Genomic DNA, 21,938 nt, shown 5'->3' on the forward strand with positions numbered 1-21,938 from the left:
TCATTCTGGACCGCGCGGCGTCCATGTGTCCATGCTCTGAACGGACTTCCCGCCCGTTTTCGTCGTTCCCCGTCACAAGTTGATCACAAGGCGCATCCGAACCGTCTCAAGGCGTACGCCGGTAAGCTCCAGGTGTGCCCTCCATGAACGATCTCGTACGCCAGCACACCGACCTGGGGACCGGGGACCTGGAGTGGCTGCATCTCCTGGTCTCCGAGTGGCAGCTGCTCTCCGACCTGTCCTTCGCCGACCTGGTCCTGTGGCTGCCGACCGAGGACGGCACCCGCTACGTCTCCGTCGCCCAGATGCGCCCCAACACCGGCCCCACCTCCTACCAGGACGACATGGTCGGCCACCTGGTCCCCAGGGGCCGGCGCCCCCTGCTGGACGTGGCGCTGGACGAGGGGCGCATCGTGCGCGAGGGCGACCCGGAGTGGCGCGAGGAGGTGCCGGTGCGGGTGGAGTCGATCCCGGTCCGCAGGGAGGGCCGGGTGCTCGGGGTGATCGCCAGGAACACCAACCTGCTGACCGTGCGCACCCCCAGCCGGCTCGAACTCACCTATCTCCAGAGCGCGTCCGACCTGGCGCAGATGATCGCCGGCGGCGCGTTCCCCTTCCCCGGGCAGCAGGTCGGGATGGACCGGGCGCCCCGGGTCGGCGACGGGTTCATCCGGCTGGACGCCGAGGGCACGGTCCAGTACGCCAGCCCCAACGCCCTCTCCGCGTACCACCGGCTGGGCCTCGCGGCCGACCTGGTGGGGCTGCCGCTGGGCCCGACCACCGCCGACCTGGCCCCGACCAGGGGCCCGGTCGACGAGTCCCTGGTGAAGCTGGCCAGCGGCTGGGCGCCCCGGGAGACCGAGATCGAAGGCGCCGACTGTGTGATCCAACTGCGCGCCATTCCGCTCAAGCCGAAAGGCGAACGGATCGGTTCGTTGATACTTCTGCGCGACGTGACCGAATTGCGCCGCAGGGAACGCGAACTCATCACCAAGGACGCGACCATCCGGGAGATTCACCACCGGGTGAAGAACAACCTTCAGACCGTCGCCGCCCTGCTGCGCCTCCAGGCGCGGCGCATCGGCGCGGCCGGGGACTCCAACGCGCGGGCCGCGCTGGAGGAGGCGGTGCGCCGGGTCGGCTCGATCGCCATCGTGCACGAGACGCTTTCACAGAACCTCGACGAACGCGTGGAGTTCGACGAGATCGCCGACCGGGTGATCGCGATGGTCGCCGAACTCTCCCCGGACGGACGGGTGGTGGGCCGTCGCAACGGGCGTTTCGGCATTCTGGACGCGGAGACGGCCACGCCGCTGTCCATGGTGCTCACCGAGGTGTTGCAGAACGCGCTGGAGCACGGCTTCGGCCCGGGGGAGCGGGGCGCCATCGACGTGCTGGCCTCCCGCACCGACGTGCCGCGGGGGCCGAGTCGACTGCTGGTCACCGTCGAGGACGACGGCCGGGGCCTGCCGGAGGGGTTCGACCCGCGCGGCGGGGGCAATCTCGGGCTTCAGATCGTGCGAACCCTGGCCGAGGGGGAGTTGGGCGGTCGCTTCGACATGCTGCCGGCCGAGGGCGGCGGCACCCGCGTGATCCTGGACCTGCCGCTGCGACCGGAGAAGCGCTGAAGAGTGAAGATCCGGCGCCGAGTTGACGCGGCGTCGGATCGGCGCCGCCTCCGGCGGAGTCCGTTCCCTTCGGGGAAACGCGCGTGGAAGCACCTAAGCCCCGGCGTCCTGGCCGGTGTTCGGCCGGACGCCGGGGCTCATCACGTCCTACGCGATGTGCACCGACGGGGGTGCGGGTGCTGCGGCTCGTGGCAGCGAAGCTGGTGGCGATGAGCCTGTCAGGCGGTAGCCTTACGCGCCCGGTTGCGAGCGGCGCGACGCTTCATCGCACGACGCTCGTCCTCGCTCATGCCGCCCCAGACGCCGGAGTCCTGACCGGACTCCAGAGCCCACTGCAGGCACTGCTCCATCACGGGGCAGCGGCGGCAGACGGCCTTGGCTTCCTCGATCTGCAGCAGCGCGGGACCGGTGTTGCCGATGGGGAAGAAGAGCTCGGGGTCTTCCTCGCGGCAAACGGCGTTGTGACGCCAGTCCATGTCTGCTCCATCTCCTGCATGTGGCAGTTACATTGCTTGTGAATGTGAACGCTTTCACGAATCCCCTCACGAGGGAAGAGTGTCGACAAGCGTCACTCTGGGTGAGGGCCTCACTGCGATCCCGGAGGATGAGGAGGAAGGATTCGGGCTCTCAAGGGGGCCTTGGGGTTTGGCCGTCCCGATCGCCATGAAGAGACTCGCAAACCTCGGCGGCGGATACAACCCCTTCCGAGAAGTTTTTTTTGAATCCTTGGTGTCGCCTAGCTCACAACCCTAATTCCCTTGGGTGGAGTCTGCGCTAAACGTTCGACTACAAGGACTTTTGGCGCTTCCGCTCACACAATCACACGCAGTGCACGACGCACGCCTGTGAAGGAGACGCTGTTTCGCAGTCCGAGGTGGTCACCATCAAGCTGAAACGGCAGTGGCACCTGCGATTGCAAGGTGAACTCCGTTTCGTCATGCAACGACACCACATGTCGGCCATGTGGGCCTCGATCCGGGCTTGAGCGCAGGAGTTGGGTGCCGTAGCGGGTGACGGCGGCGGAGGAGAGGCGGGAGAGGCCCAGGACGTCGAGCGCGGTGTCGAACGAGGCCCGGGGGGCCGCGTACATCGGCTTGTTGCCCAGGAACGTCCAGGGCGCGGTGTTGCAGACTATCGACAACACCAGCCCCTCCACCGGCTCGTGGCCCTCCCGGCGCAGCGCGATGCTGCCCTGGGTGCGTTGGCGGTCCCCGAGGAACTGCCGCATGACCTGGCGAACGTAGAGGGCGTGTGTGGAACGTTTGCCACGCTCGCGCTGTCCCTCCACGCGACCGATCACCCCGGCGTCGAACCCGTACCCGGCACAGAAGGTGAACCAGCGGCTCGGCACCTCCGCGTCCTCGGTGCCCGGCGTCCCGCTGGTGAGGCCCAGGCCGATGGTGCGCTCCGAGCCGGCGTGCAGCGCGTCCAGCAGCGCCCCCGTGGCCTCCACCGCGTGGTTGGGCAGGCCGAGGGCGCGGGCGAAGACGTTGGTCGAGCCGCCTGGCACGACGGCGAGCCTGGGCAGGTCGCCGTCGGGGTCGGGGCCGTTGTGCAGCAGGCCGTTGACCACCTCGTTGACGGTGCCGTCGCCGCCGAGCGCGATCACCACGTCGGTGCCGGCCTCCGCCGCCTCGCGGGCCAGCCGTCGCGCGTGGCCGCGGTACTCGGTCGCGGCCACGTCCAGCTTGAGATCGCTGGCGAGCGCGTGGGTGAGCACGTCTCTGGTCCGCGCGCTGGTGGTGGTGGCGACCGGGTTGACCACGAGAAGAGCGCGCATGGGTGCAGGGTACCCAGGTCGCGCCCCGGGTGCGGCCCGGGTGCCTTATACCCTGGCCGGGTGAGCGAGACGAGCGCGCGGGACGCGGAACGGACGGACGCCGAACGGCCACGCAGGGTGGCGGTCGCCGCCGCGGTCTGCGGGGTGCAGGGGGCGGTGCTGGCCGCCGTGGGCACGGTGATCCTGGTGCTGGCGATCGTCGGGGACCCCGGGGATCTCACGCAGGCGATCGCGGGCTCCGTGACGCTGCTGGCGTTGGCCGTGGTGCCGCTGGTCGCCGGCCACGGGCTGTGGCGGCTGCGCCGGTGGAGCCGGGGTCCCGGGGTGATGGCGCAGCTGCTGGCGCTGCCGATCGCGTTCACGCTGCTGGGCAGCGGCGGCGGTTGGGTGCTGGCGGCGCTGCCGCTGGCGGCCTCGGCACTGCTGGTGCTCGGCTGTCTGCTGAGCCCGACGGCGACCGAGGCGCTCGGCGTGGGGCCGCGTTCCGCCTGAGGCGGGCGGCTCCTACTCCTCCACCAGGAGCTTCTCCCGGAGCTGGGCCAGGGTGCGGGCCAGCAGCCGGGAGACGTGCATCTGCGAGATGCCGACCTCCTGGGCGATCTGCGACTGGGTCATGTTCCCGAAGAAGCGCAGCAGCAGGATCTTCTTCTCACGGGGCGGCAGCTGCTCAAGCAGCGGCTTGAGCGACTCGCGGTACTCCACGCCCTCCAGGGCGTCGTCCTCGGCGCCCAGCGTGTCGGCGACGGCCGGCGACTCGTCGTCGGTGTCGGGCACGTCGAGCGAGAGGGTGCTGTAGGCGTTGGCCGACTCCAGCCCCTCCAGGACGTCCTCCTCCGAGATGTTCAGTCGCTGGGCCAACTCGTGCACCGTGGGCGCACGCCCGTGCTGCTGGGACAGCTCCGCGGTGGCCTGGCTCAGCGACAGGCGCAGCTCCTGGAGCCGGCGCGGAACCCGCACCGCCCAGCCCTTGTCCCGGAAGTGGCGCTTGATCTCGCCGACCACGGTGGGGGTGGCGTAGGTGGAAAATTCCACGCCGCGGTCCGGGTCGAAGCGGTCGACCGACTTGATGAGACCGATGGTGGCGACCTGGGTGAGGTCGTCCAACGGCTCGCCCCGGTTGCGGAAGCGGCGGGCCAGGTGCTCGACCAGCGGCAGGTGCATCCGCACCAGGGTGTCGCGCAACTCGGCGCGCTCCGCCGAACCTTCGGGCAGGGTGCGCAGCTCGACGAAGAGGCCGCGTGCCGCGCTCCGGTCGTGGGGGTCGGGCGCCGCCCTGCGGCGCGCCGGCTGCGACGCCTCGACGTGCGTGCGCGCGTGCTCGACATCGCTCTGGCCCGGAATGGTCGCGCCGGCCGGCTCCTGCCGTGCCGCGCGCGCTGTCTGCTCCAGCTCGTTCACCTCGGCCTCCTCGTCCCGTGGCGGCCCCTGGGCGCCGGTCACGGCGCTCCGGGGGCGGCGCCGCGCTTCTTGTGCAGGCTGATGCTGACCGTCCTGTCCTCGGCGACGGCCGACTCGACCTCGCCGGCGAGCGCGGTGAGCACCGTCCAGGCGAACGTGTCGCGCTCCGGGGCGTGGCCCTCGGTGGTCGGGGCCGAGACCGTCACCCGCAGGGCGTCACCGACCAGCGTGAAGACGCAGTCGAGAACGCTGCCGGGGATGGCCTGCTGGAGCAGGATGGCGCACGCCTCGTCCACCGCGATGCGCAGGTCCTCGATCTCGTCGAGGGTGAAGTCCAGCCGGGCGGCGAGCCCGGCCGTGGCCGTGCGCAACACCGACAGATAGGCACCAGCGGCCGGCAGCCGGACTTCGACGAAGTCCTGCGATCCGGGCTCGCCTGGGAATGGGGACACCCTCACCTCCACAGAGACTCACAGTTCGTGGGCGTTCCCGGGCACCGTCCGGTGCCCTGGCCGCCCTGCGACGCTACCGCGATCCACCGCGCGCTGTCGCCTGCCAGGGAACGCGACCGACCGACCTGAGCACCTCAGCGGCATTACTCATCGTAGTGCGCTCGGTGCGTAGTGTGCCCGGTGAGGCGGCGTCAAATCCCCTGTCGGCGACAGATGTTGTGCGTGATCATCACGGTGGTCGTTGATCGTACTGCCCCGCCGGGGCGTCGTGTCACGCCCACCCGAGCTGGGTGAGCCCCACCTCGCCGCCCAGGCAGCGCTCGATGACGCGGTCGGAGCGGAAGACCATGTCGTCCGGGAGGGCGTCGGTGTCGGCCCAGCGCACCTCGGAGTGCTTGGCGGGCTCGACGTTGCGCGCCTCGCCGCTCCAGGTCTCGGTCAGGAAGATCACGGTGAGGAAGCCGTTGGGCGCCTCGGCCCCGCGGGCGGCGTGCAGCACGTGCGCGATCCGCAGCGACGACTCCTCGACGACCAGCCCTGTCTCCTCGCGCAACTCCCGCACGGCGGCAGCCGCGACGGGCTCCCCCGGGTCGCACTTGCCGACCGGGAGGTCCCACTCGCCCGGCGCGAACTTGGCGCGCGGCCCCCGGCGCAGCAGCAGCACCCGCCCCTCGGCGCGGTCGTGCACGAGGACGGCGGCGGCGAGCATCGTCATGGACTGGACGGCGGGCGGCAGAGGGTGCGACATGCGCCCACGGTAGGGCGCGCTGACGGTCGAGGGGGAACGGTTATCCCTCGGCCTGGCGGCGGGGCGGGCGGGCGGTGGGCCAACAAAAAACCGCCCCTTGCGGGGGCGGCGAATTCCTCGCTATATTGCGTGGTTTGGCGTGTCCGAATCGACGGGACACGTCAACTCCCAAGGAAATGTTAGCGAATAGGGGATCGCTTTGTCAAGTGGCGCGGAAAGCCCGGAGATCGCCGCGGAACAGGCTTATCTCGACGGCCTCTATCTCCGCCTCGACACCCTGCGGAACGAGACGACCGCACGCCTCGACGCCACCCTGGCCAGCACCGGCCTCACCCACCAGGGCCTGGCCGAACGCGACCTGGCCGCAAGCGAGTTGGCCGCCGGACTGGCGCGGCTGGACTCCGTGGAGAGCGGGCTGTGCTTCGGCCGGCTCGACCTGGCCGACGACACCGACACCGGCCCGTCCGCCACCGGCGGACCGAGGGCCACCGAAAGACCAGCGGTCACGGAAAGACCAGCGGCCACGGAAAAACCAGCGGGCACCACCGAACACGGGAGCGGGCGCCCCACCACCGGGGAAACCGCCACGGAATCCACGCGGGCCGGGGAACGCCGTTATATCGGCCGCCTCGGGCTCCGCGCCGACGACGGGGAGTTCACCCCGCTGCTGATCGACTGGCGCGCGCCCGCCGCCCGGCCGTTCTACGTGGCGACCGCGCTCCACCCCGACCGGGTGCGCGGACGCCGGCACATCCGCTCGCGCGGGCGGCGGGTGACCGGCGTCTGGGACGAGGACTTCTCCAGCGGCGCCTCCGAGGTCAACGGGGACGCCGCTCTGCTGGAGGCGCTCACCGCGGCCAGAACCGGCCGGATGAGCGACATCGTGCCCACCATCCAGGCCGAGCAGGACGAGGTGATCCGCGCCCACCACGCCGGGGTGCTGGTCGTCCAGGGCGGCCCCGGCACGGGCAAGACCGCCGTCGCGCTGCACCGGGCGGCCTATCTGCTGTACACGAGGCGTGAACGGTTGGCCAGGAGCGCGGTGCTGGTCGTCGGGCCCAACCCCACGTTTCTCTCCTACATCGGCGACGTGCTGCCGTCCCTGGGCGAGACGGGCGTGCTGCTGGCCACCGTCGACCAGCTCTTCCCCGGCGTGACCGCCCGGCGGGCCGAGTCCCCGGCGGGCGCGCTGACCAAGGGCCGGCTGGCGATGGCCGAGGTGCTGGCGGCGGCCGTCGCCGACCGGGGGCGACCGCCGGCGGAGGACCACGTGATCCTCGTCGACCGGCGGCCGATGACCGTTCCGGCCGCGCTCTGCACGCGGATCGCCGAGCGCGTGCGGGACACGGGGCTGCGCCACAACGAGGCGGCGCCGCTCTTCCGGAAGCTGCTGGTCGAGGCGTTGGCCGAGCGGGTCGCGGCCCGCTATGGCCGGGACGTGTTCGACGGCGAGCCGCTGCTCACGGAGGCCGACCTGGACGGGATCCGCGCCGAACTCGCCGAGGACGCCGACGTGACGGCGCTCGCGGACGCGCTGTGGCCCACGCTCACCCCGACCGCGCTGCTGGCCGGGCTCTACGCCTCCGAGGAACGGCTGGCCGCCGCCGCGCCCGCGCTGTCCGCGGCCGAACGCGCGACGCTGCACCGGCCGGAGGCGCCCGCCGCCTGGACTGCCTCGGACGTTCCACTGCTGGACGAGGCCGCCGAACTGCTCGGCCCCGTGCCGCCCGGCGCCCCCGACCCGGCGGAGGCCGAACGCGCCGAGGAGGTGCGGCTGGCGCGGGAGGCGCTGGAGGTCGCCTACGGCTCGCGCGAGGCCCAGTCGGAGAACGCCGACGAGGCCGAGGAGTTGGCCGCCTGGGACGTGGTGGACGCCGAGACGCTCGCCGAACGGCAGGCCGAGGCGGACACCAGGAGCGCGGCGCTGCGGGCGGCGGCCGACCGGACCTGGGCGTTCGGTCACGTGGTGGTGGACGAGGCCCAGGAACTGTCGCCCATGGCATGGCGGCTGCTGATGCGGCGCTGCCCCGCGCGGTCGATGACGCTGGTCGGCGACATCGCCCAGACGGGCGACCCGTTGGGGGCGCCCTCCTGGGAGGCGGTGCTGGCGCCGCACGTGGGGGAGCGGTGGCGGCTGGCCGAACTGAGCGTCAACTACCGGCTGCCCGCCGAGATCGCCGAGGTCGCGGCCGGGGTGCTGACCCGGATCGACCCGGCCCGCCGCGCGCCGCGCGCGGTGCGGTCCAGCGGCGAACGCCCCTGGTGGCGGCGGGCCGAGGACGCCACGCCCGCCGGCCTCGCGGCACGCGGCGCCGCGCTGGCGGCGGCGGAGCGCGCGGCGCTTCCGGAGGGGCGCGTCGCGCTGCTGGTGCCGCGCTCGCTGCTGCCGGCCGCGCGCCGCGCGGTGGGGGCGCTGGCCGACGGCGGGGACGTCGTGGTGCTCGACCCGGCGACGGCGAAGGGGCTGGAGTTCGACGTGGTCCTGGTCGTCGACCCCGAACGCGTGGTCGCCGAGTCCCCGCGCGGCCTCAACGACCTCTACGTCGCCCTCACCCGCCCGACCCACCGCCTCGGCCTCCTCCACCCGACCCCGCCCGGCGCACCCCCGACCCCACCGGCCGGCCTGACGGGGCTGACGGAGGCGAGGGACGGGGACGGGGGGTGAGTGGATTCGGCGCCCCGCTCCAGTGGGGGGTGAGGCCTCGAAACGACCGCACCCGGCGCGCGGGTGCGGACCGTGTGCGGACTGCCCAGGTGGGCGGAAAGGCTCCGGCGGACTCGCTGCCGTTGGCCTACCCGGCCAGCACCGAGATGCGTTCCGTTGTATCCAGGCCGGACTCCAGAGGGTGAACTTCTCGATCTTCGGAACCACTGCACAGGAGCTGGCTCAAGTGCAGAACGCGAAGTTCCGACGGCTGGCCCTGGCCGCGAGTAAGATCGACGCCTTGGACGAGTCGGTTCGGGTCGCTCTCGGCCTGGGGCTGAACGCGAGAGCCAACATCGTTATCCCCGACCGGACGCACGTCGGACGTGTGCACCGGCTGCTCAACCGCTACTCGACGCGCCTGTCGGTCCGCGTGCTGTCCTCGTTGGCCGACGGGGACGCCTCGCTCGACGCCATCGACGAGCTACTCGTCGAACTCGACGCGGTCCCCCACGAGGTCCACCTCATCGCGGGCACCTCCGGCTTCCGTGTCTCCTACCGTCTGCCCAACGGCCGCATCCTCATGGTCAAACACCTACGTCCCCTGCGTCTGCCGGAGACCTGCGCCGGCTGTCGGTTCAACAACGACACCGACTGCCAGGAGGGCTACTACGGAGTGCGGCTCTACCGGGATACCACCGGCACGCTCCAGGTCGGCGTCTGCATCCAGCGCATGGACCTGTGCCTCCCGGTCGACGAGTTCCTCAACAGCGGCCTGCCCGAGGAGATCAGGAAGCTCCGCGACCGGGAGTTTCAGGAACTCGTCCCCTGATGCCCCATCAGGGGACTTTCGCCTTGATGAAAGGAAGAACCAAGCAATGGCGACGAACGAGTACGAGGCCAAGTTCCTCACGATCGACGTGACCGCCGTCCAGTCCTACCTGAGTGCTCAGGGTGCCCGGCAGGTCTTCCCACGGACCATGTTCACCCGGCTGATCTTCGAGAACGACGCCGTCCAGGGTGAGCAGTGGCTCCGGCTCCGCGACGAGGGCGGGAAGACCACCCTCACCCTCAAGCAGGTCAGCGACGCCACTCACATCGGTGGCACCACCGAGATCGAGATCGAGGTCAGCGACCTGACGAAGACGGCCGAACTCCTCAGGGCCACCGGTCTGAGGCAGGTCCGCTACCAGCAGAACTACCGCGAGGAATGGGAACTCCACGGCATCATTTACGACTTCGACACCTGGTCCGACCTGCCCACCTTCCTGGAGATCGAGGGTCCTTCCGAAGAAGCCGTCCGGAAGGCCGTCGCCGACCTCGGACTCGACTACGCCGATGCCCGCTTCGGCAGCGTCGACCTGATCTACCAGAGCGAGGCCAACCGGGACATCCTCGCCGAGCCGACCCTCCTCTTCCAGGAGCGGTAACGCGGCTGACGATCTGAAGGCGCGGCGCCGTCCCGAGGCGGGAGGCGGAGGGTAGCGAAGGCTCTTCCACGCCGGTGGGAGAAGTCCCTGCGGGAGCGCCAGAACGCCGCTCCCGAGATCGCCTCCCAATGATCTCCCAGCGAGGCTGGAAACGCGGTCGGGGCGCCCGACGTGCTGAGCAGTCGGACGCCCCAAAAGGCCCAGTGACCTGCACGCTCCCGGCACTCCGGGAGGTGCGTCACGCTCAGCCCTTCTTGGTCTCCCAGAAGATCTTGTCGATCTGGGCGATGTAGTCGAGCGCCTTCTGGCCGGTCGCCGGGTCGGTGGAGCCCTTGGCCGCGCTGAGGGCCTTCAGGGTCTCGTTGACCAGCTGGTGCAGCTCCGGGTACTTCTCGAAGTGCGGGGGCTTGAAGTAGTCGCTCCACAGCACCGAGACATGATGCTTCGCCAGCTCGGCGCGCTCCTCCTTGATGACGGTGGCGCGGGCGCGGAAGTGGGGGTCGTCGTTGGCCTGGTACTTCTCCTGGACGGCCTTGACCGACTCGGCCTCGATGCGGGCCTGGGCCGGGTCGTAGACGCCGCACGGCAGGTCGCAGTGCGCGCTGACGCTGACCTTCGGGGCGAACAGGCGGGAGAGCATAGAGCTGTCCTTCCTCGTGATCGTCTTCTCCCGGGCGAGGTTACTCCGTGCAGGGGTGGTTTTCTCGGCCGACCCGTTCCGTTCCGTCGGGCTTAGGCCGAAAGTCCGGGGTGTGCCCGGCCGGGGGCGGAGGGCGGGGGTCCGCGGCGGGAGGGGAGGATGGCGCGGGCGGAACGGGAACGCGGCGGACATGCGATCACCGGAGGCAGCGGGGACCATGGCTCAGGAACGACGAGTGAGGACGCGATGAGGCTTGGGCTGGCGGAGGTCTACAACCCCTCGATGCTGCCCACCCTGTATCCGGGCGACCAGTTGCTGCTCGCCTACGGTGCACGGGTGCGTCCCGGTCACGTGGTGGTGCTGCGGCACCCGTTCCAGCACGATCTGCTGATCGTCAAGCGCGCCGCCGAGCGGCGGGACGCCGGGTGGTGGGTGCTCGGCGACAACGTGTCGGTGACCAACGACAGCCGGGAGTTCGGGGCCGTTCCGGACGGGCTGCTGGTGGCGAGGGCGGTGCTGCGGCTGCGTTCGCCGCTGGCTCAGCGCTCGCCCGCCGGGTCGGGGGTCTCCGCGCCGGCGGTGGGGCGCGTGGGCGCGTTGGCCGGCGCGTTGGGGCGGTTGCCCTCGGCGGTGCGCCCGCTGACGGCGCGTTCGCGGCGCTTGCGCGCCCGGTAGGCGGCGACGTTGGCGCGGGTGGCGCAGCGGTCGGAGCAGTAACGCCGGGAACGGTTGGTCGATGTGTCGACATAGGCGTTGCGGCAGGGGTCTCCCTCGCAGATGCCGAGGCGGTCGGCGCCCCACTCGGTGAGCTGCACGGCCAGGCCCATGCAGGCGGTCGCCGCGTAGCCCGCGGTCGCGTTCGACGGGTGCTCGGCCAGATGCAGGTGCCAGCGGGGTCGTCCGGTGTCGTCGAGGAAGTCGTGGCCCGAGATCTGGGGGCTGACCGGGTACTCCAGCAGCAGCGCGTTGAGCAGGTCGACCGCGCCCCGTTCGTCGCCCCCGGCGGCGGTGGTGAAGACCGCGCGCAGCCGGGTGCGCACCCCGCGCAGCCGGGTCACGTCCGCGTCGGTGGCCCGCCGCGCGGCCTGCTGGGCCTCGCCGAAGAGGTCGCGGACGGCCTCGACCGAGGTCAACGTGTCGGTGCCGCGGTGCGGCTGCTCCGTGTTGACCAGGCGGACGGCGAAGTCGGAGTAATGGGTCAGTTCCAATTGTGTTCCTTACCCGGCGAACCTATAGTCGTGACCGGCCATGGTAATGGGTCGATTCGGATAACGGCCCTTACCGGTGGCCTCCGCCGTCCGCGGCCTCAGGGAGGGGCGATGACCGACTGGTCGATCTGGCAGAAGAGTTGGGACCGGCAGCAGGAGTGGTACCTGCCGGACCGCGAGGAGCGCTTCCGGGTGATGCTGGACGCCGTCGAGGCGCTGGTGGGCGACCGGCCCCGGATCCTCGACCTGGCGTGCGGCACGGGCAGCATCACGGCGCGGGCACTGCGCCGCTTCCCCGGGGCGGTGAGCGTCGGCGTGGACCTGGACCCCGCGTTGCTGGCCATCGCCGAGGGCACCTTCGCCGACGAGCCGCGCGCGACGTTCGTCACCGCAGACCTCACCGACCCCGACTGGGCCGAGACGCTGCCCCACGACTCCTACGACGCGGTGCTCACGGCGACGGCGCTGCACTGGCTGACGGAGGAGCCGCTGCGCGCGCTGTACGGGCGGCTCGCCACGCTGGTGCGCCCCGGCGGCGTCTTCCTCAACGCCGACCACATGCCGCACCGCGAGGCGCCCCGGATCGAGGCGGCCGTCGCGGCGTACGAGTCGGCCAGGCGGACGCGGGAGAGGTCCGACGGCAGCGAGGACTGGGCCGACTGGTGGGCGCGGGCGGCGGCGGCCCCGGAGCTGGCGGAGGCGACGGCCGCGCGGTTCCGGATCTACGGCGACCCGGCCAGGGGCGACCACGCCGACGGGCGGATGTTCCCGCTGGAGTGGCATGTGCGGGTGCTGCGCGAGGCGGGCTTCGCGGAGGCGCGGGCCGCGTGGGCGTCCCTCAGCGACATGACGGTGATGGCCCTGCGCTGACGCCGCCCGCGCGTCGCGCGGCCTCCCACGCCCCCGGCCGTCCACCGGCGTGCGGGGGCGCGGGAAGCCGCCGCCGTCCGTCAGAGCCGCGCCACGCCCTCGGCCCTCGCCGCTTCGGCCACGGCCGCGGCCACCGCGGGGGCCACCCGGGGGTCGAACGGCGAGGGGATCACCCGCTCCGGACTCAGCTCGTCCGCGACCACCGCGGCCAGCGCCTCGGCCGCCGCCAGCTTCATCCCCTCGGTGATCCGGGTCGCCCGCACCTGGAGCGCCCCGGCGAAGATGCCGGGGAACGCCAGCACGTTGTTGATCTGGTTCGGGAAGTCGCTGCGCCCGGTGGCCACCACGGCCGCGTGCCGGGCGGCGACCTCGGGGTGCACCTCGGGGTTCGGGTTGGCCATGGCGAAGACGAACGCGCCAGGCGCCATCGTCGCCACCGCCGACTCGGGAACGGTGCCGCCGCTGACCCCGACGAAGACGTCGGCGCCGGCCAGCGCGTCGGCGAGGGAGCCGGTGCGGCCGTTCGGGTTGGTGGCCTCGGCCAGCTCGCGCTTGACCTCGGTCAGGTCGTCCCGGTCGCGGGAGACCACGCCGCGCCGGTCGCAGACGACCACGTCGTCGACGCCGGCGCCCAGCAGGATGCGGGCGATGGCGACCCCCGCGGCCCCGGCGCCGGAGATCACGACGCGCAGCGCGGCGAGGTCGCGCCCGGTGAGCCGGACGGCGTTGCGCAGCGCGGCGAGCGTCACCACGGCCGTGCCGTGCTGGTCGTCGTGGAAGACGGGGATGTTCAGCCGCTCCTGGAGCCGCCGTTCGATCTCGAAGCAGCGGGGCGCCGAGATGTCCTCCAGGTTGATCCCGCCGAAGGAGGGGGCCAACCGCGCGACGGTCTCGACCAGTTCGTCCACCTCGCGGCAGTCGAGCGCCACCGGGACGGCGTCCACGCCGCCGAACTGCTTGAAGAGGATGGCCTTCCCCTCCATCACGGGCAGTGACGCCTCGGGGCCGATGTCGCCGAGGCCGAGCACCGCGCTGCCGTCGGTGACCACGGCGACCGTGCCGGACTTCCAGGTGTAGTCGTGGACCAGCTCGGGTCGCTCCGCGATCGCCTCGCAGACGCGGGCGACGCCCGGGGTGTAGGCGAGGGAGAGGTCGTCGGCGTCGCGCAGCGGCACCGTGCCGGCGACCTCCATCTTGCCGCCGCGGTGCAGGGCGAAGACCGGGTCGAGCCCGGGCTCGGGCAGCTCGTCGGCGGGCGGTCGAGGGGAGACGCGGGGCAACTCCCCGCGCGGGTTGATGATCTCCGATGTCACTTCGGGTAACCCCTTTGTCCAACGTCATCGTGAGGGCGGTCGCTCTCCGGTCGGAGCGCGAGCGGGCACCGCGTCCGCCGCGCGCCCCGCAGTTGGCTGTCGGCGCGGTCGTGGTGCGGACGCCGGGCGCTTCGCACAGGCGCCCAGGTCCCCGGGTGAGGGGTGTACCGCTCGGTTCTACCCGATCAGGCGGCGCACCGACGAACACTTTCGCTTTCCGCTGGAAAACTTCTGGTGAGCGCGGGTGGTTGCGGCGCCGCGTCCGTCGGGTGACCGAATGACGGGCCTTCCTCGGCGGGGATCGATCACCGCGCCCTCGCGTGACGCATGTCTCAGTGGTCGCGGGGGTGGCGGGAGATGACACGCAAGCGACCATCGATGCAGTCGAGTTGTTCAATTCCGATCACCGGTGTTCATTGTCCGTTATCCGATCTTGATCTACCGACCGGTTCCGTTTCGGATTCGGATGGCAAGATGTCCTGTCACTGAACGCGCGACCGGCGCTCAGGCTGTCGTGACACCCGACGACGCGTGCCCGGCCCCCTCGGTACCCCCGCCCCAGGAGGAACACGCCATGACCGCTCGCCTCTCCCGTCGCTCACGTCTGGCGGCGGCCGGTGCCGTCGCGGCGGCCGGCGTACTCCTCCTCGGCGCCTGCGGCGACCAGACCGACGACGCCGAGGGCGGCTCCGGCGGCTCGGAGAGCGGCGGCGGGTCCGGAGAGGGAGAGGCGGCGGGCGAGCTGTTCGACCTGCTGCCGCAGGGCATCCAGGACGCCGGTGAGATCAAGGTCGGCTCCGACATCGCCTACGCGCCCATCGAGTTCATCGACGAGAACGACGAGATCGCCGGCATCGACCCCGACATCGGCGCCGCGCTCGGCGAGGTGCTCGGCGTCGACTTCGTCTTCGAGAACGGCACCTTCGACGGCCTGATCCTCGGCCTCAACAACGGCCGCCACGACGTGATCATGTCCGCGATGACGGACACCGCCGAGCGCCAGCAGGGCGTCAGCGAGGACGCCGAGGGCGGCGCCGACTTCGTCAACTACTTCCAGGCCGGCTCGGCCCTCCTGGTCGCCGCGGACAACCCGGAGGGCGTCGAGTCCGTCGACGACCTCTGCGGGCTGAGCGTCGCCGCCCAGCAGGGCACCGCCAACGAGGCCGTGATCGAGGCCGCGCAGGAGAACTGCGACGAGCCGATCCAGCCGGTGATCAACGAGGTCGACAGCGAGTCGATCACCGCGCTCCAGAACGGCCGCGCCGACGTCGTCATCACCGACTACCCGGTCGCGCTCTACAACGAGCTGACGGCGGGCGGCGGCGAGCTCTTCACCGTCGTCGGCGAGCAGATCGACGCCGCGCCCTACGGCATCGCCGTCTCCAAGGAGAACGCCGAGCTGCGCGACGCGCTCCAGGCCGCCGTCCAGGAGATCATCGACAACGGCACCTACGCCGAGGTCCTGGCGGAGTGGAGCGCCGAGGCCGGCGCCATCGAAGAGGCCACCGTCAACGCCGGCGAGTGACCGCGACCGACAGCCAGCGAGGGCGATCCCCGTGTCAGATTCGCACGACAGCCTGTCCAAGAAGCCGGCGGACGAGCCCGGTTCGGGCGGTGGTGACGTGAGGGAGCGGGTGCCACCCGAGGCCATCCGCGCCGTTCCGGTGCGCCACTGGGGCCGCTGGATCGGTGTGGCGGTGGTGTTCGCGCTGCTCGCCGCGCTCTTCCAGGCGTTCCGCGGCGCCGACATCAACTGGGACGTGGTGGGGGAGTTCCTCACCTACGACACCATCATCGAGGGCGCCGGCAAGACGCTGTGGATCACGCTGCTGTCGATGCTGCTCGGCGTCGTCCTCGGCGTGATCCTGGCGATCATGCGCCTCTCCGGCAACCCGGTGCTCTCCGGCGTGGCCTGGGGCTACATCTGGTTCTTCCGCGGCACCCCCGTGCTGGTGCAGCTCTTCCTCTGGTACAACCTGTCGTTCGTCTTCGAGACCGTGAACTTCGGTTTCTACAAGGACGAGATGAACGACTTCATGACGCCGTTCCTCGCCGCCCTGCTGGGACTCGGGCTCAACGAGGCCGCGTACATGGCGGAGATCGCCAGGGCCGGCATCCAGTCCGTGGACCGCGGCCAGACCGAGGCCGCCCACGCGCTGGGCATGAACAACGGCAAGACGATGCGGCGGATCGTGCTGCCGCAGGCGATGCGGGTGATCATCCCGCCCACCGGCAACGAGTTCATCAACATGCTGAAGACCTCGTCGCTGGTCTACGCGATCCAATACACCGAGCTGTTCCGGGCCGGCAACACGATCAGCACGCGAAACCTCGCGGTCATGGAGATGCTGATCGTCGTCACGGTCTGGTATCTGATCCTGACCACGGTGTTCAGCATCGGTCAGTACTACCTGGAGCGGTACTTCGCCAGGGGCAACGAACGGGTGCGGCCCCCCACCCCGCTCCAGCGGGCCCGCGCGAGGCTGACCGGCCCGCGTCGACAGCGTGCGGGCCGCGGCCCGGCCGGAGGGGTGTGAGCCGATGGGCACGACGACGAACTCCTCGTCCCCGATGGTCAAGGCCGAGCAGGTCCACAAGAACTTCGGGCCCGTGCAGGTGCTCAGGGGCATCGACCTGGAGGTCAGTCCCGGCGAGGTCTGCTGCGTGGTGGGGCCCTCGGGCTCCGGTAAGTCCACGCTGCTGCGCTGCGTCAACCACCTGGAGAAGATCAACGCCGGCCGGCTCTGGGTCGACGGCGAACTGGTCGGCTACCGCCAGCGGGGCGACAAGCTCTACGAGATGCGCGAACGCGAGGTCGCGGCCCAGCGGCGCGACATCGGGATGGTCTTCCAGCGCTTCAACCTCTTTCCCCACATGACGGCGACGGAGAACGTCATGGAGGCGCCCGTCCAGGTCAAGGGCGTGCGGCGGGCGGATGCCAGAAAGCGCGCCGAGCAGTTGCTGGAACGCGTCGGGCTCGCCGACCGGATGGCCAGCTACCCCTCGCAGCTCTCCGGCGGCCAGCAGCAACGGGTCGCGATCGCGCGGGCGTTGGCGATGGACCCCAAGCTGATGCTTTTCGACGAGCCGACCTCCGCGCTCGACCCCGAGCTGGTCGGCGAGGTGCTCGACGTGATGCGGGCGCTGGCCGAGGACGGCATGACCATGATCGTGGTCACCCACGAGATGGGCTTCGCCAGGGAGGTCGGCGACACCCTCGTCTTCATGGACGACGGCATGGTGGTCGAGGCCGGCGACCCGCGCGAGGTGCTGGCCAACCCGCGGCAGGAACGCACCAGGGCGTTCCTCTCCAAGGTGCTCTGAACGCGCGGCTCCTCGTCGACCGCGCGCCGTTCCTGAAACGGACGTGTCTCGTCGTTCCTGAAACGTGCCGCGTCGTTCCTGAAACGTGGCGCGTGGCGCACGTTGCGCGGGTCGCGCCCCCGCGGGGCGCGGCCCGGCGGCGGGTCAGCCCAGCGGGGTCGTCCACGCCGCCAGCGCGGCGCCGTCCCGCGGGGTCAACTCCCCGGCCTTGCCCCAGCCCAGCGAGGGCAGCGCGCTCTGCGCGGGCCCGTCGCCCGCCTCCACCAGGAGCAGCGCCGCCGAGGCCGAGACACGGGAGAGCAGCTCGCGCTGGAGCCGTCCCGCGAGCCCCTCGCCGCGCCGCCTCGGGTGCACCAGCAGCTCGGTGACCACGAAGATCCGGCGGTGCTCGGCCAGGGTCGGCAGCGCCTCCGGGCGCTGCCGGAACCGGTCCCACCAGCCGTCCTCCCGCTCCGCGAGAAAGCCGTAGGCGCAGCCGACGGGCTCCGGGTCGCCGGCCAGCATCAGGTCGAACTCCGGCCGCTGGACGTCGTGGTCGACGAAGCGCCGCAGAAAACCGGCGCGGTCGGGCGGTGCGGCGTCGGGCGACGGATCGCGGTGGGCGGCGGCGTACAGATCCGCGATGTGGTCGCGTTCCGTCTCGGCCTGCCACCGACTCAACCGGCGCAGAAACAACGTGCCCATCTCGGTCCCCCTGATTCTCCCCGGGCCACAGAAGTCCCCGGGGCCCATGGAGTCAACGCAGGGTTGACGCGTGAACGGCCCCCGCGTGCGCGGGCGCACGGAGGGGGACCGGAAAGCCACCGGAAGGCACCATCTTCCCACCGTACGGCGGCGACGGGAACGGCGACCGCGCCCGTCGACCCCGTGCGCGACGGGGCGTGTGGGGGCTGGTCCCCCGCGCGTGCGGCGGCTAGCGTGCGGGCATGTTCGCCGCCTATGCCGCCGACTTCGACGCCGACCGACCGCTGAACGCGCTGCGGCTGGGGGAGCTGCCCCGCCCGGAGGCGCGGGAGCACTGGGCGGTGGTGCGGGTGGCAGCCGCCTCCGTCAACCACCACGACCTGTGGACGCTGCGGGGCGTCGGCCTCCGGCGGGAGGCGCTGCCGATGATCCTCGGCTGCGACGCCGCGGGAGTCGACGAGGACGGCAACGAGGTCGTGGTGCACTCGGTGATCGGCGCCAACGGTCACGGCGTCGGGCCCGGCGAACGCCGCTCGCTGCTCTCCGAGCACTACCAGGGGACGCTGGCCGAGTATGTCGCCGTGCCCCGGTGGAACCTGCTGCCCAAGCCGCCCGAGCTGACCTTCGCCGAGGCGGCCTGTCTGCCGACCGCCTGGCTGACCGCGTACCGGATGCTCTTCACCCGCGCCGCCGTGCGCCCCGGCGACAGCGTGCTGGTGCAGGGCGCCGGCGGGGGAGTGGCCACGGCCGCCGTGATCCTGGGCGCGGCGGCCGGGCTGCGGATGCTGGTCACCAGCCGCGATCCGGCGAAGCGGGAGCGGGCGTTGGCGCTGGGCGCCGAGGCCGCCCTGGCACCGGACGAACGCCCGCCGCACCGGGTGGACGCGGTGCTGGAGACGGTGGGCGCCGCCACCTGGCGCCACTCGGTGCGCGCGCTGCGACCGGGCGGAACGCTGGTGATCTGCGGCGCGACCTCGGGGCAGTCGCTGCCCGAGGCCGAGCTGAACCGCGTCTTCTTTCTCGAACTGCGGGTCGTCGGCTCCACGATGGGCGACCGGGACGAGCTGGCCGGCCTGCTGAACTTCTGCCGGGCCAAGGGCGTCAGGCCGCTGATCGACTCCACGCTTCCGCTGGACCGCGCGGACGAGGCGCTGGCCCGGATGGAACGGGGCGAGCTCTTCGGGAAGCTGGTCCTCACCGTCTGACCCCTCCTCCCCGTCCGGCCCGTCCGCCGCCCCGCCGTTACCCCGCGCCCGGCGCCCGGACGCGGGGCGACGCCGCACGCCGTGTCCGTATAGGCTGGAAGGGCCTGGTCGGGGGGGAAAGCGGTCCCGTTCGTCGCTAGCCGTGCGGGGAGCGCAGCATGGCGGCCAGATGGGCGGAGGCTATCGACAGATGGCGCCGCGCCTCGCGGAGCTGGTCCTGACTGACCCCGTGGTCCCTGGCCGCGTCCCGCACATCGTCCCGGAAACGGTCCAGCAGCCGCTCCAACTCCCGCGCGGGATCGCTGACGTGCTCCTCTCCTCCCTCGGCTCCCCCGTCGGCCGAGCGCTCCTCGGCCTCCGGCGGCTCGGCGGACCAGCCCCCTTCGGGGGCCCAGGTGGCGCGTGGCTCGCCGGGGCTCTTCCAGCCGGAGAACTCGGCGCTCAGCCCGTCGAGCCCGGCCCGCACCGCGCCCTGCCAGTCGCCCGCGGTGGCGCGGGAACGCACCCGTTCCTGGATGCGGTGGGCCGCCCGCTCGAAGTGCTCCTGGCCGACATGCCCCGGCCACTCCGCTCCGCGCGAAGCTCCGCTCGAAGTCCCGGACTCCCTGCCCTCGGAGTCCCTGTCCCCGCGTGTCTCCCCGGGGGCCTCCCCGGCACCCGTCGTCGCGCCGGCGCCGGCCCGCGAGCGGCCCGCGCGGCTCCGCCGCCCCGCGGTGGCGGACTCCTCGGCGCCGGCCCGACCGACGTCGAACCGCAACTCGCGCACCGAGTCGCTGACGTCCGCCCTGAGGCCGGCGGCCAGGGCGGTCAGGGAGTCCCGCAGCTCGCGCTCCAGCGCCGTCAACTCCTCGGTGCGGCCGGCCAGCTCGCGCTCGCCCTCGGGGGTCAGCGAGTAGACCTTCCGCCCGCCCTCCTCGGTGTGGCTGACCAGCCCCTCGGAGGCCAGCTTGGCCAGCCGGGGGTAGACCGTGCCGGCCGAGGGCGCGTAGAGGCCCTGGAAGCGCTCCTCCAGCAGCCGGATGACCTCGTAGCCGTGGCGGGGCGACTCCGCGAGCAGCTTGAGGAGATAGAGCCGGAGCCGACCATGGCCGAAGACGGGGGGCATCTCAGACATCCTTACGCAGGGAGGAGGGGGCGGAAGGCTCGGTCGCGACGCCGGGGTGGCGCAGCAGCGTGATCCCTCCCGAGAGGGAGGTCAGACTGACCGAGCCGGCCCCCGAACCGATCCGGCCGGAGAGCGATCTGGCACCCCAGGGCCCGACCACCCGCGGCCCGGGCAGGGAACAGGTGACCGCGCCGCTCAGGGTGCTGCCGGTGACCGTGGCGCCCGGCTGCTCGGGGAGCCGCAGCGCTATCCGCCCCGACATGGTGCTGAGCCTGATGTCGGGTGGGGCGGTGGGGCTGGCGTGCTCCACCAGCAACTCGCCGCTGACCGTGTCCGCGTGGACCGAGGGGCCGGTGCCGTCGACGACGGCCAGCGAGCCGGAGACCGACTGGGCGCGCAGCGGGCCGCGCAGCCCCAGCGACTCGACGGCGCCCGAGACCGTGTCGACGCTGACCCGGCCGGAGAGCCCGACCAGGGTCGTCTCCCCGCTGAGGGTGCTCACCGAGACGGGGCCGGTCAGACCGCCGACGGTCACGTCCGCGCTCACGGAGCCCACGGTCAGCCGGCAACCCCTGGGCAGGGAGAGGGAGACCACCGCTGCCCGGCGCCCCCGCCGGTGCGCCAGCCAGGGCAGGAAGCCCTGCCACGGAAGGTCGTGGTACCCCACCACCAACCGCTCACCGTCGAGCCTGACCAGCAACGGCGGGCCGGAGACGGCGTCGACCTCGATCCGGGCGACCGGCTCGTCCGTGCCGACCACGTTGAACGCGCCGCCCATGACCCGCAGCTCCACCTCCGTGACCGGGTCCTCGGTGAAGGAGAGCGTCCTCGACTCGGCGATGGACCACTCGTCGTTCCGCGCCATCGCGCCTCCCCGCCTCGGTCCGGCCCGTCCGCGACGGGCCGATATATCGCATTCCCCTAAAGACGATATATCGCGTGTGGAGGGCGTCAAGGGGTGGGTCCGCTTTCCGGGCCTTCGGCGGGGGCGGATGGTTGCGCGCGCCTGGCGTGTGCGCCGGGCGCACACCACGGGCAGCCGTGTCGTCCCTCCGCCCGCCCCCTTCCCGTGCTCCCGTTCGGGGCGACTACTCGTCGTCCTCGTCGTCCAGTCGCGCGAGCCAGGTGGCCAGCCGCTCCACCGGTACCTCGAAGTCCGGGTTGAGGTCGACGAAGGTCCGCAGCTGCTCGGCGAGCCAGTCGAAGGTGACCTCCTCGCCGCCGCGCCGCTGGGCGAGTTCCTCGATGCCTCGGTCGGTGAAGTACACGTCGTGCTCCCGCTGATGGGTTCCGTCGGGTGAGCGGGCGGGGCCCGCCGGGGGAAAGTCTGCGACACGTGGCCGGGTCGGGGCGAGCGGGGTCTTCCTCTCCCGGGCCGGCGGCCCTGGCGCCGGAGCGGTTCCCCGGCTGCCCGCTTGCCGACCGGCCCGCCTCCCGGCCGGTCCGCGGCTCGCGCCCCGCGGGGGCCGGCGGCGGTGGGCGGTCGCTCAGGATAGGCAACTGTCGGTG

Annotated in this window: 22 protein-coding genes and 1 pseudogene; 11 read left to right on the forward strand and 12 right to left on the reverse strand. The window is 71.9% G+C overall.

Features of this window, described 5'->3' with window-relative positions; genetic code table 11:
* Positions 1-143 precede the first annotated feature (143 nt).
* The gene (locus tag FH715_RS06485; RefSeq protein WP_139641624.1) at positions 144-1,628 is read left to right on the forward strand and encodes a sensor histidine kinase; all 1,485 of its coding nucleotides are present in this window, start codon (positions 144-146) and stop codon (positions 1,626-1,628) included.
* 218 nt (positions 1,629-1,846) lie between these two features.
* On the opposite strand, the gene FH715_RS06490 is transcribed toward FH715_RS06485, so the two are convergent.
* Both FH715_RS06490 and FH715_RS06495 read right to left on the reverse strand, forming a co-directional pair.
* Positions 1,847-2,104 carry a WhiB family transcriptional regulator gene (locus FH715_RS06490; RefSeq protein WP_019433310.1) on the reverse strand — a complete coding sequence of 86 codons (258 nt, stop codon included), beginning with the start codon at positions 2,102-2,104 and terminating at the stop codon, positions 1,847-1,849.
* A 335-nt stretch (positions 2,105-2,439) separates the two neighbouring features.
* Positions 2,440-3,408 carry a diacylglycerol/lipid kinase family protein gene (locus FH715_RS06495; RefSeq protein WP_139641626.1) on the reverse strand — a complete coding sequence of 323 codons (969 nt, stop codon included), beginning with the start codon at positions 3,406-3,408 and terminating at the stop codon, positions 2,440-2,442.
* A 60-nt stretch (positions 3,409-3,468) separates the two neighbouring features.
* Here FH715_RS06495 and FH715_RS06500 point away from each other — a divergent pair, with 60 nt between their 5' ends.
* Positions 3,469-3,900, forward strand: a complete 432-nt coding sequence (locus tag FH715_RS06500; protein WP_139641628.1) for a hypothetical protein — start codon at positions 3,469-3,471, stop codon at positions 3,898-3,900.
* Between the two features lie 12 nt (positions 3,901-3,912).
* Here FH715_RS06500 and FH715_RS06505 read toward each other — a convergent pair whose 3' ends face one another.
* The 3 genes from FH715_RS06505 to FH715_RS06515 all read right to left on the reverse strand — a co-directional run bounded on the left by FH715_RS06505 (position 3,913) and on the right by FH715_RS06515 (position 6,006).
* Positions 3,913-4,848 carry an RNA polymerase sigma factor SigF gene (locus tag FH715_RS06505; protein ID WP_425472686.1) on the reverse strand — a complete coding sequence of 312 codons (936 nt, stop codon included), beginning with the start codon at positions 4,846-4,848 and terminating at the stop codon, positions 3,913-3,915.
* Positions 4,845-5,258, reverse strand: coding sequence for an ATP-binding protein (locus FH715_RS06510; protein WP_139641632.1), 414 nt, complete (start codon positions 5,256-5,258; stop codon positions 4,845-4,847). The genes FH715_RS06505 and FH715_RS06510 overlap by 4 nt, the downstream gene beginning before the upstream one ends.
* A 271-nt stretch (positions 5,259-5,529) precedes the next feature.
* Positions 5,530-6,006, reverse strand: a complete 477-nt coding sequence (locus FH715_RS06515) for an NUDIX domain-containing protein (protein ID WP_139641634.1) — start codon at positions 6,004-6,006, stop codon at positions 5,530-5,532.
* A gap of 199 nt (positions 6,007-6,205) precedes the next feature.
* Here FH715_RS06515 and FH715_RS06520 point away from each other — a divergent pair, with 199 nt between their 5' ends.
* From FH715_RS06520 to FH715_RS06530, 3 genes are all read left to right on the forward strand, one after another.
* The gene (locus tag FH715_RS06520; protein WP_246108591.1) at positions 6,206-8,671 is read left to right on the forward strand and encodes a HelD family protein; all 2,466 of its coding nucleotides are present in this window, start codon (positions 6,206-6,208) and stop codon (positions 8,669-8,671) included.
* 226 nt (positions 8,672-8,897) lie between these two features.
* Positions 8,898-9,482: a hypothetical protein gene (locus tag FH715_RS06525; RefSeq protein ID WP_211367463.1), complete on the forward strand. Its 585-nt coding sequence runs from the start codon at positions 8,898-8,900 to the stop codon at positions 9,480-9,482.
* A 46-nt stretch (positions 9,483-9,528) separates the two neighbouring features.
* Positions 9,529-10,080: a class IV adenylate cyclase gene (locus FH715_RS06530; protein ID WP_139641636.1), complete on the forward strand. Its 552-nt coding sequence runs from the start codon at positions 9,529-9,531 to the stop codon at positions 10,078-10,080.
* A 244-nt stretch (positions 10,081-10,324) separates the two neighbouring features.
* Here FH715_RS06530 and sodN read toward each other — a convergent pair whose 3' ends face one another.
* The gene (gene sodN / locus FH715_RS06535) at positions 10,325-10,720 is read right to left on the reverse strand and encodes a superoxide dismutase, Ni (protein WP_139641638.1); all 396 of its coding nucleotides are present in this window, start codon (positions 10,718-10,720) and stop codon (positions 10,325-10,327) included.
* A gap of 282 nt (positions 10,721-11,002) precedes the next feature.
* On the opposite strand from sodN, the pseudogene FH715_RS28760 reads away from it, so the two are divergent.
* Positions 11,003-11,173 (forward strand): annotated as a pseudogene (locus FH715_RS28760) (S24/S26 family peptidase); the annotation flags it as partial.
* Positions 11,174-11,259: 86 nt separating this feature from the next.
* Here FH715_RS28760 and FH715_RS06545 read toward each other — a convergent pair.
* Positions 11,260-11,928 carry a CGNR zinc finger domain-containing protein gene (locus FH715_RS06545; protein ID WP_246108592.1) on the reverse strand — a complete coding sequence of 223 codons (669 nt, stop codon included), beginning with the start codon at positions 11,926-11,928 and terminating at the stop codon, positions 11,260-11,262.
* Positions 11,929-12,039: 111 nt separating this feature from the next.
* On the opposite strand from FH715_RS06545, the gene FH715_RS06550 reads away from it, so the two are divergent.
* Positions 12,040-12,798, forward strand: a complete 759-nt coding sequence (locus FH715_RS06550) for a class I SAM-dependent methyltransferase (RefSeq protein WP_139641642.1) — start codon at positions 12,040-12,042, stop codon at positions 12,796-12,798.
* Positions 12,799-12,878: 80 nt separating this feature from the next.
* Here FH715_RS06550 and FH715_RS06555 read toward each other — a convergent pair whose 3' ends face one another.
* The gene (locus FH715_RS06555) at positions 12,879-14,111 is read right to left on the reverse strand and encodes an NAD(P)-dependent malic enzyme (RefSeq protein ID WP_425472687.1); all 1,233 of its coding nucleotides are present in this window, start codon (positions 14,109-14,111) and stop codon (positions 12,879-12,881) included.
* A gap of 574 nt (positions 14,112-14,685) precedes the next feature.
* Here FH715_RS06555 and FH715_RS06560 point away from each other — a divergent pair.
* Genes FH715_RS06560 through FH715_RS06570 form a run of 3 tightly spaced genes read left to right on the forward strand, consistent with a single transcriptional unit; the run spans position 14,686 to position 17,435 of the window.
* Entirely contained in the window at positions 14,686-15,636 is a 951-nt protein-coding gene (locus FH715_RS06560; protein WP_139641644.1) for an ABC transporter substrate-binding protein, read from the forward strand.
* Positions 15,637-15,667: 31 nt separating this feature from the next.
* Positions 15,668-16,648, forward strand: coding sequence for an amino acid ABC transporter permease (locus FH715_RS06565; RefSeq protein WP_139641646.1), 981 nt, complete (start codon positions 15,668-15,670; stop codon positions 16,646-16,648).
* 34 nt (positions 16,649-16,682) lie between these two features.
* Positions 16,683-17,435 carry an amino acid ABC transporter ATP-binding protein gene (locus FH715_RS06570; RefSeq protein ID WP_139641768.1) on the forward strand — a complete coding sequence of 251 codons (753 nt, stop codon included), beginning with the start codon at positions 16,683-16,685 and terminating at the stop codon, positions 17,433-17,435.
* Between the two features lie 144 nt (positions 17,436-17,579).
* Here the strand turns inward: FH715_RS06570 and FH715_RS06575 are convergent, their stop codons facing one another.
* Complete coding sequence (locus FH715_RS06575) at positions 17,580-18,119, reverse strand: hypothetical protein (RefSeq protein ID WP_139641648.1); 540 nt, start codon at positions 18,117-18,119, stop codon at positions 17,580-17,582.
* Between the two features lie 242 nt (positions 18,120-18,361).
* On the opposite strand from FH715_RS06575, the gene FH715_RS06580 reads away from it, so the two are divergent.
* Positions 18,362-19,324, forward strand: coding sequence for a zinc-binding dehydrogenase (locus tag FH715_RS06580; RefSeq protein WP_139641651.1), 963 nt, complete (start codon positions 18,362-18,364; stop codon positions 19,322-19,324).
* 136 nt (positions 19,325-19,460) lie between these two features.
* On the opposite strand, the gene FH715_RS06585 is transcribed toward FH715_RS06580, so the two are convergent.
* The 3 genes from FH715_RS06585 to FH715_RS06595 all read right to left on the reverse strand — a co-directional run bounded on the left by FH715_RS06585 (position 19,461) and on the right by FH715_RS06595 (position 21,697).
* On the reverse strand, positions 19,461-20,429 hold the full coding sequence (locus tag FH715_RS06585; protein WP_139641653.1) for a PadR family transcriptional regulator: 969 nt from the start codon (positions 20,427-20,429) through the stop codon (positions 19,461-19,463).
* A gap of 1 nt (position 20,430) precedes the next feature.
* Positions 20,431-21,294 (reverse strand): DUF4097 family beta strand repeat-containing protein, encoded by an 864-nt coding sequence (locus tag FH715_RS06590; RefSeq protein WP_139641655.1) that lies wholly within the window; start codon positions 21,292-21,294, stop codon positions 20,431-20,433.
* Between the two features lie 223 nt (positions 21,295-21,517).
* Positions 21,518-21,697, reverse strand: coding sequence for a DUF6104 family protein (locus FH715_RS06595; protein ID WP_139641656.1), 180 nt, complete (start codon positions 21,695-21,697; stop codon positions 21,518-21,520).
* Between the last annotated feature and the right edge of the window lie 241 nt (positions 21,698-21,938).

It is taken from the genome of Streptomyces sedi (assembly GCF_006335015.1).
In the GTDB taxonomy this organism is placed as follows: domain Bacteria; phylum Actinomycetota; class Actinomycetes; order Streptomycetales; family Streptomycetaceae; genus Streptomyces; species Streptomyces sedi.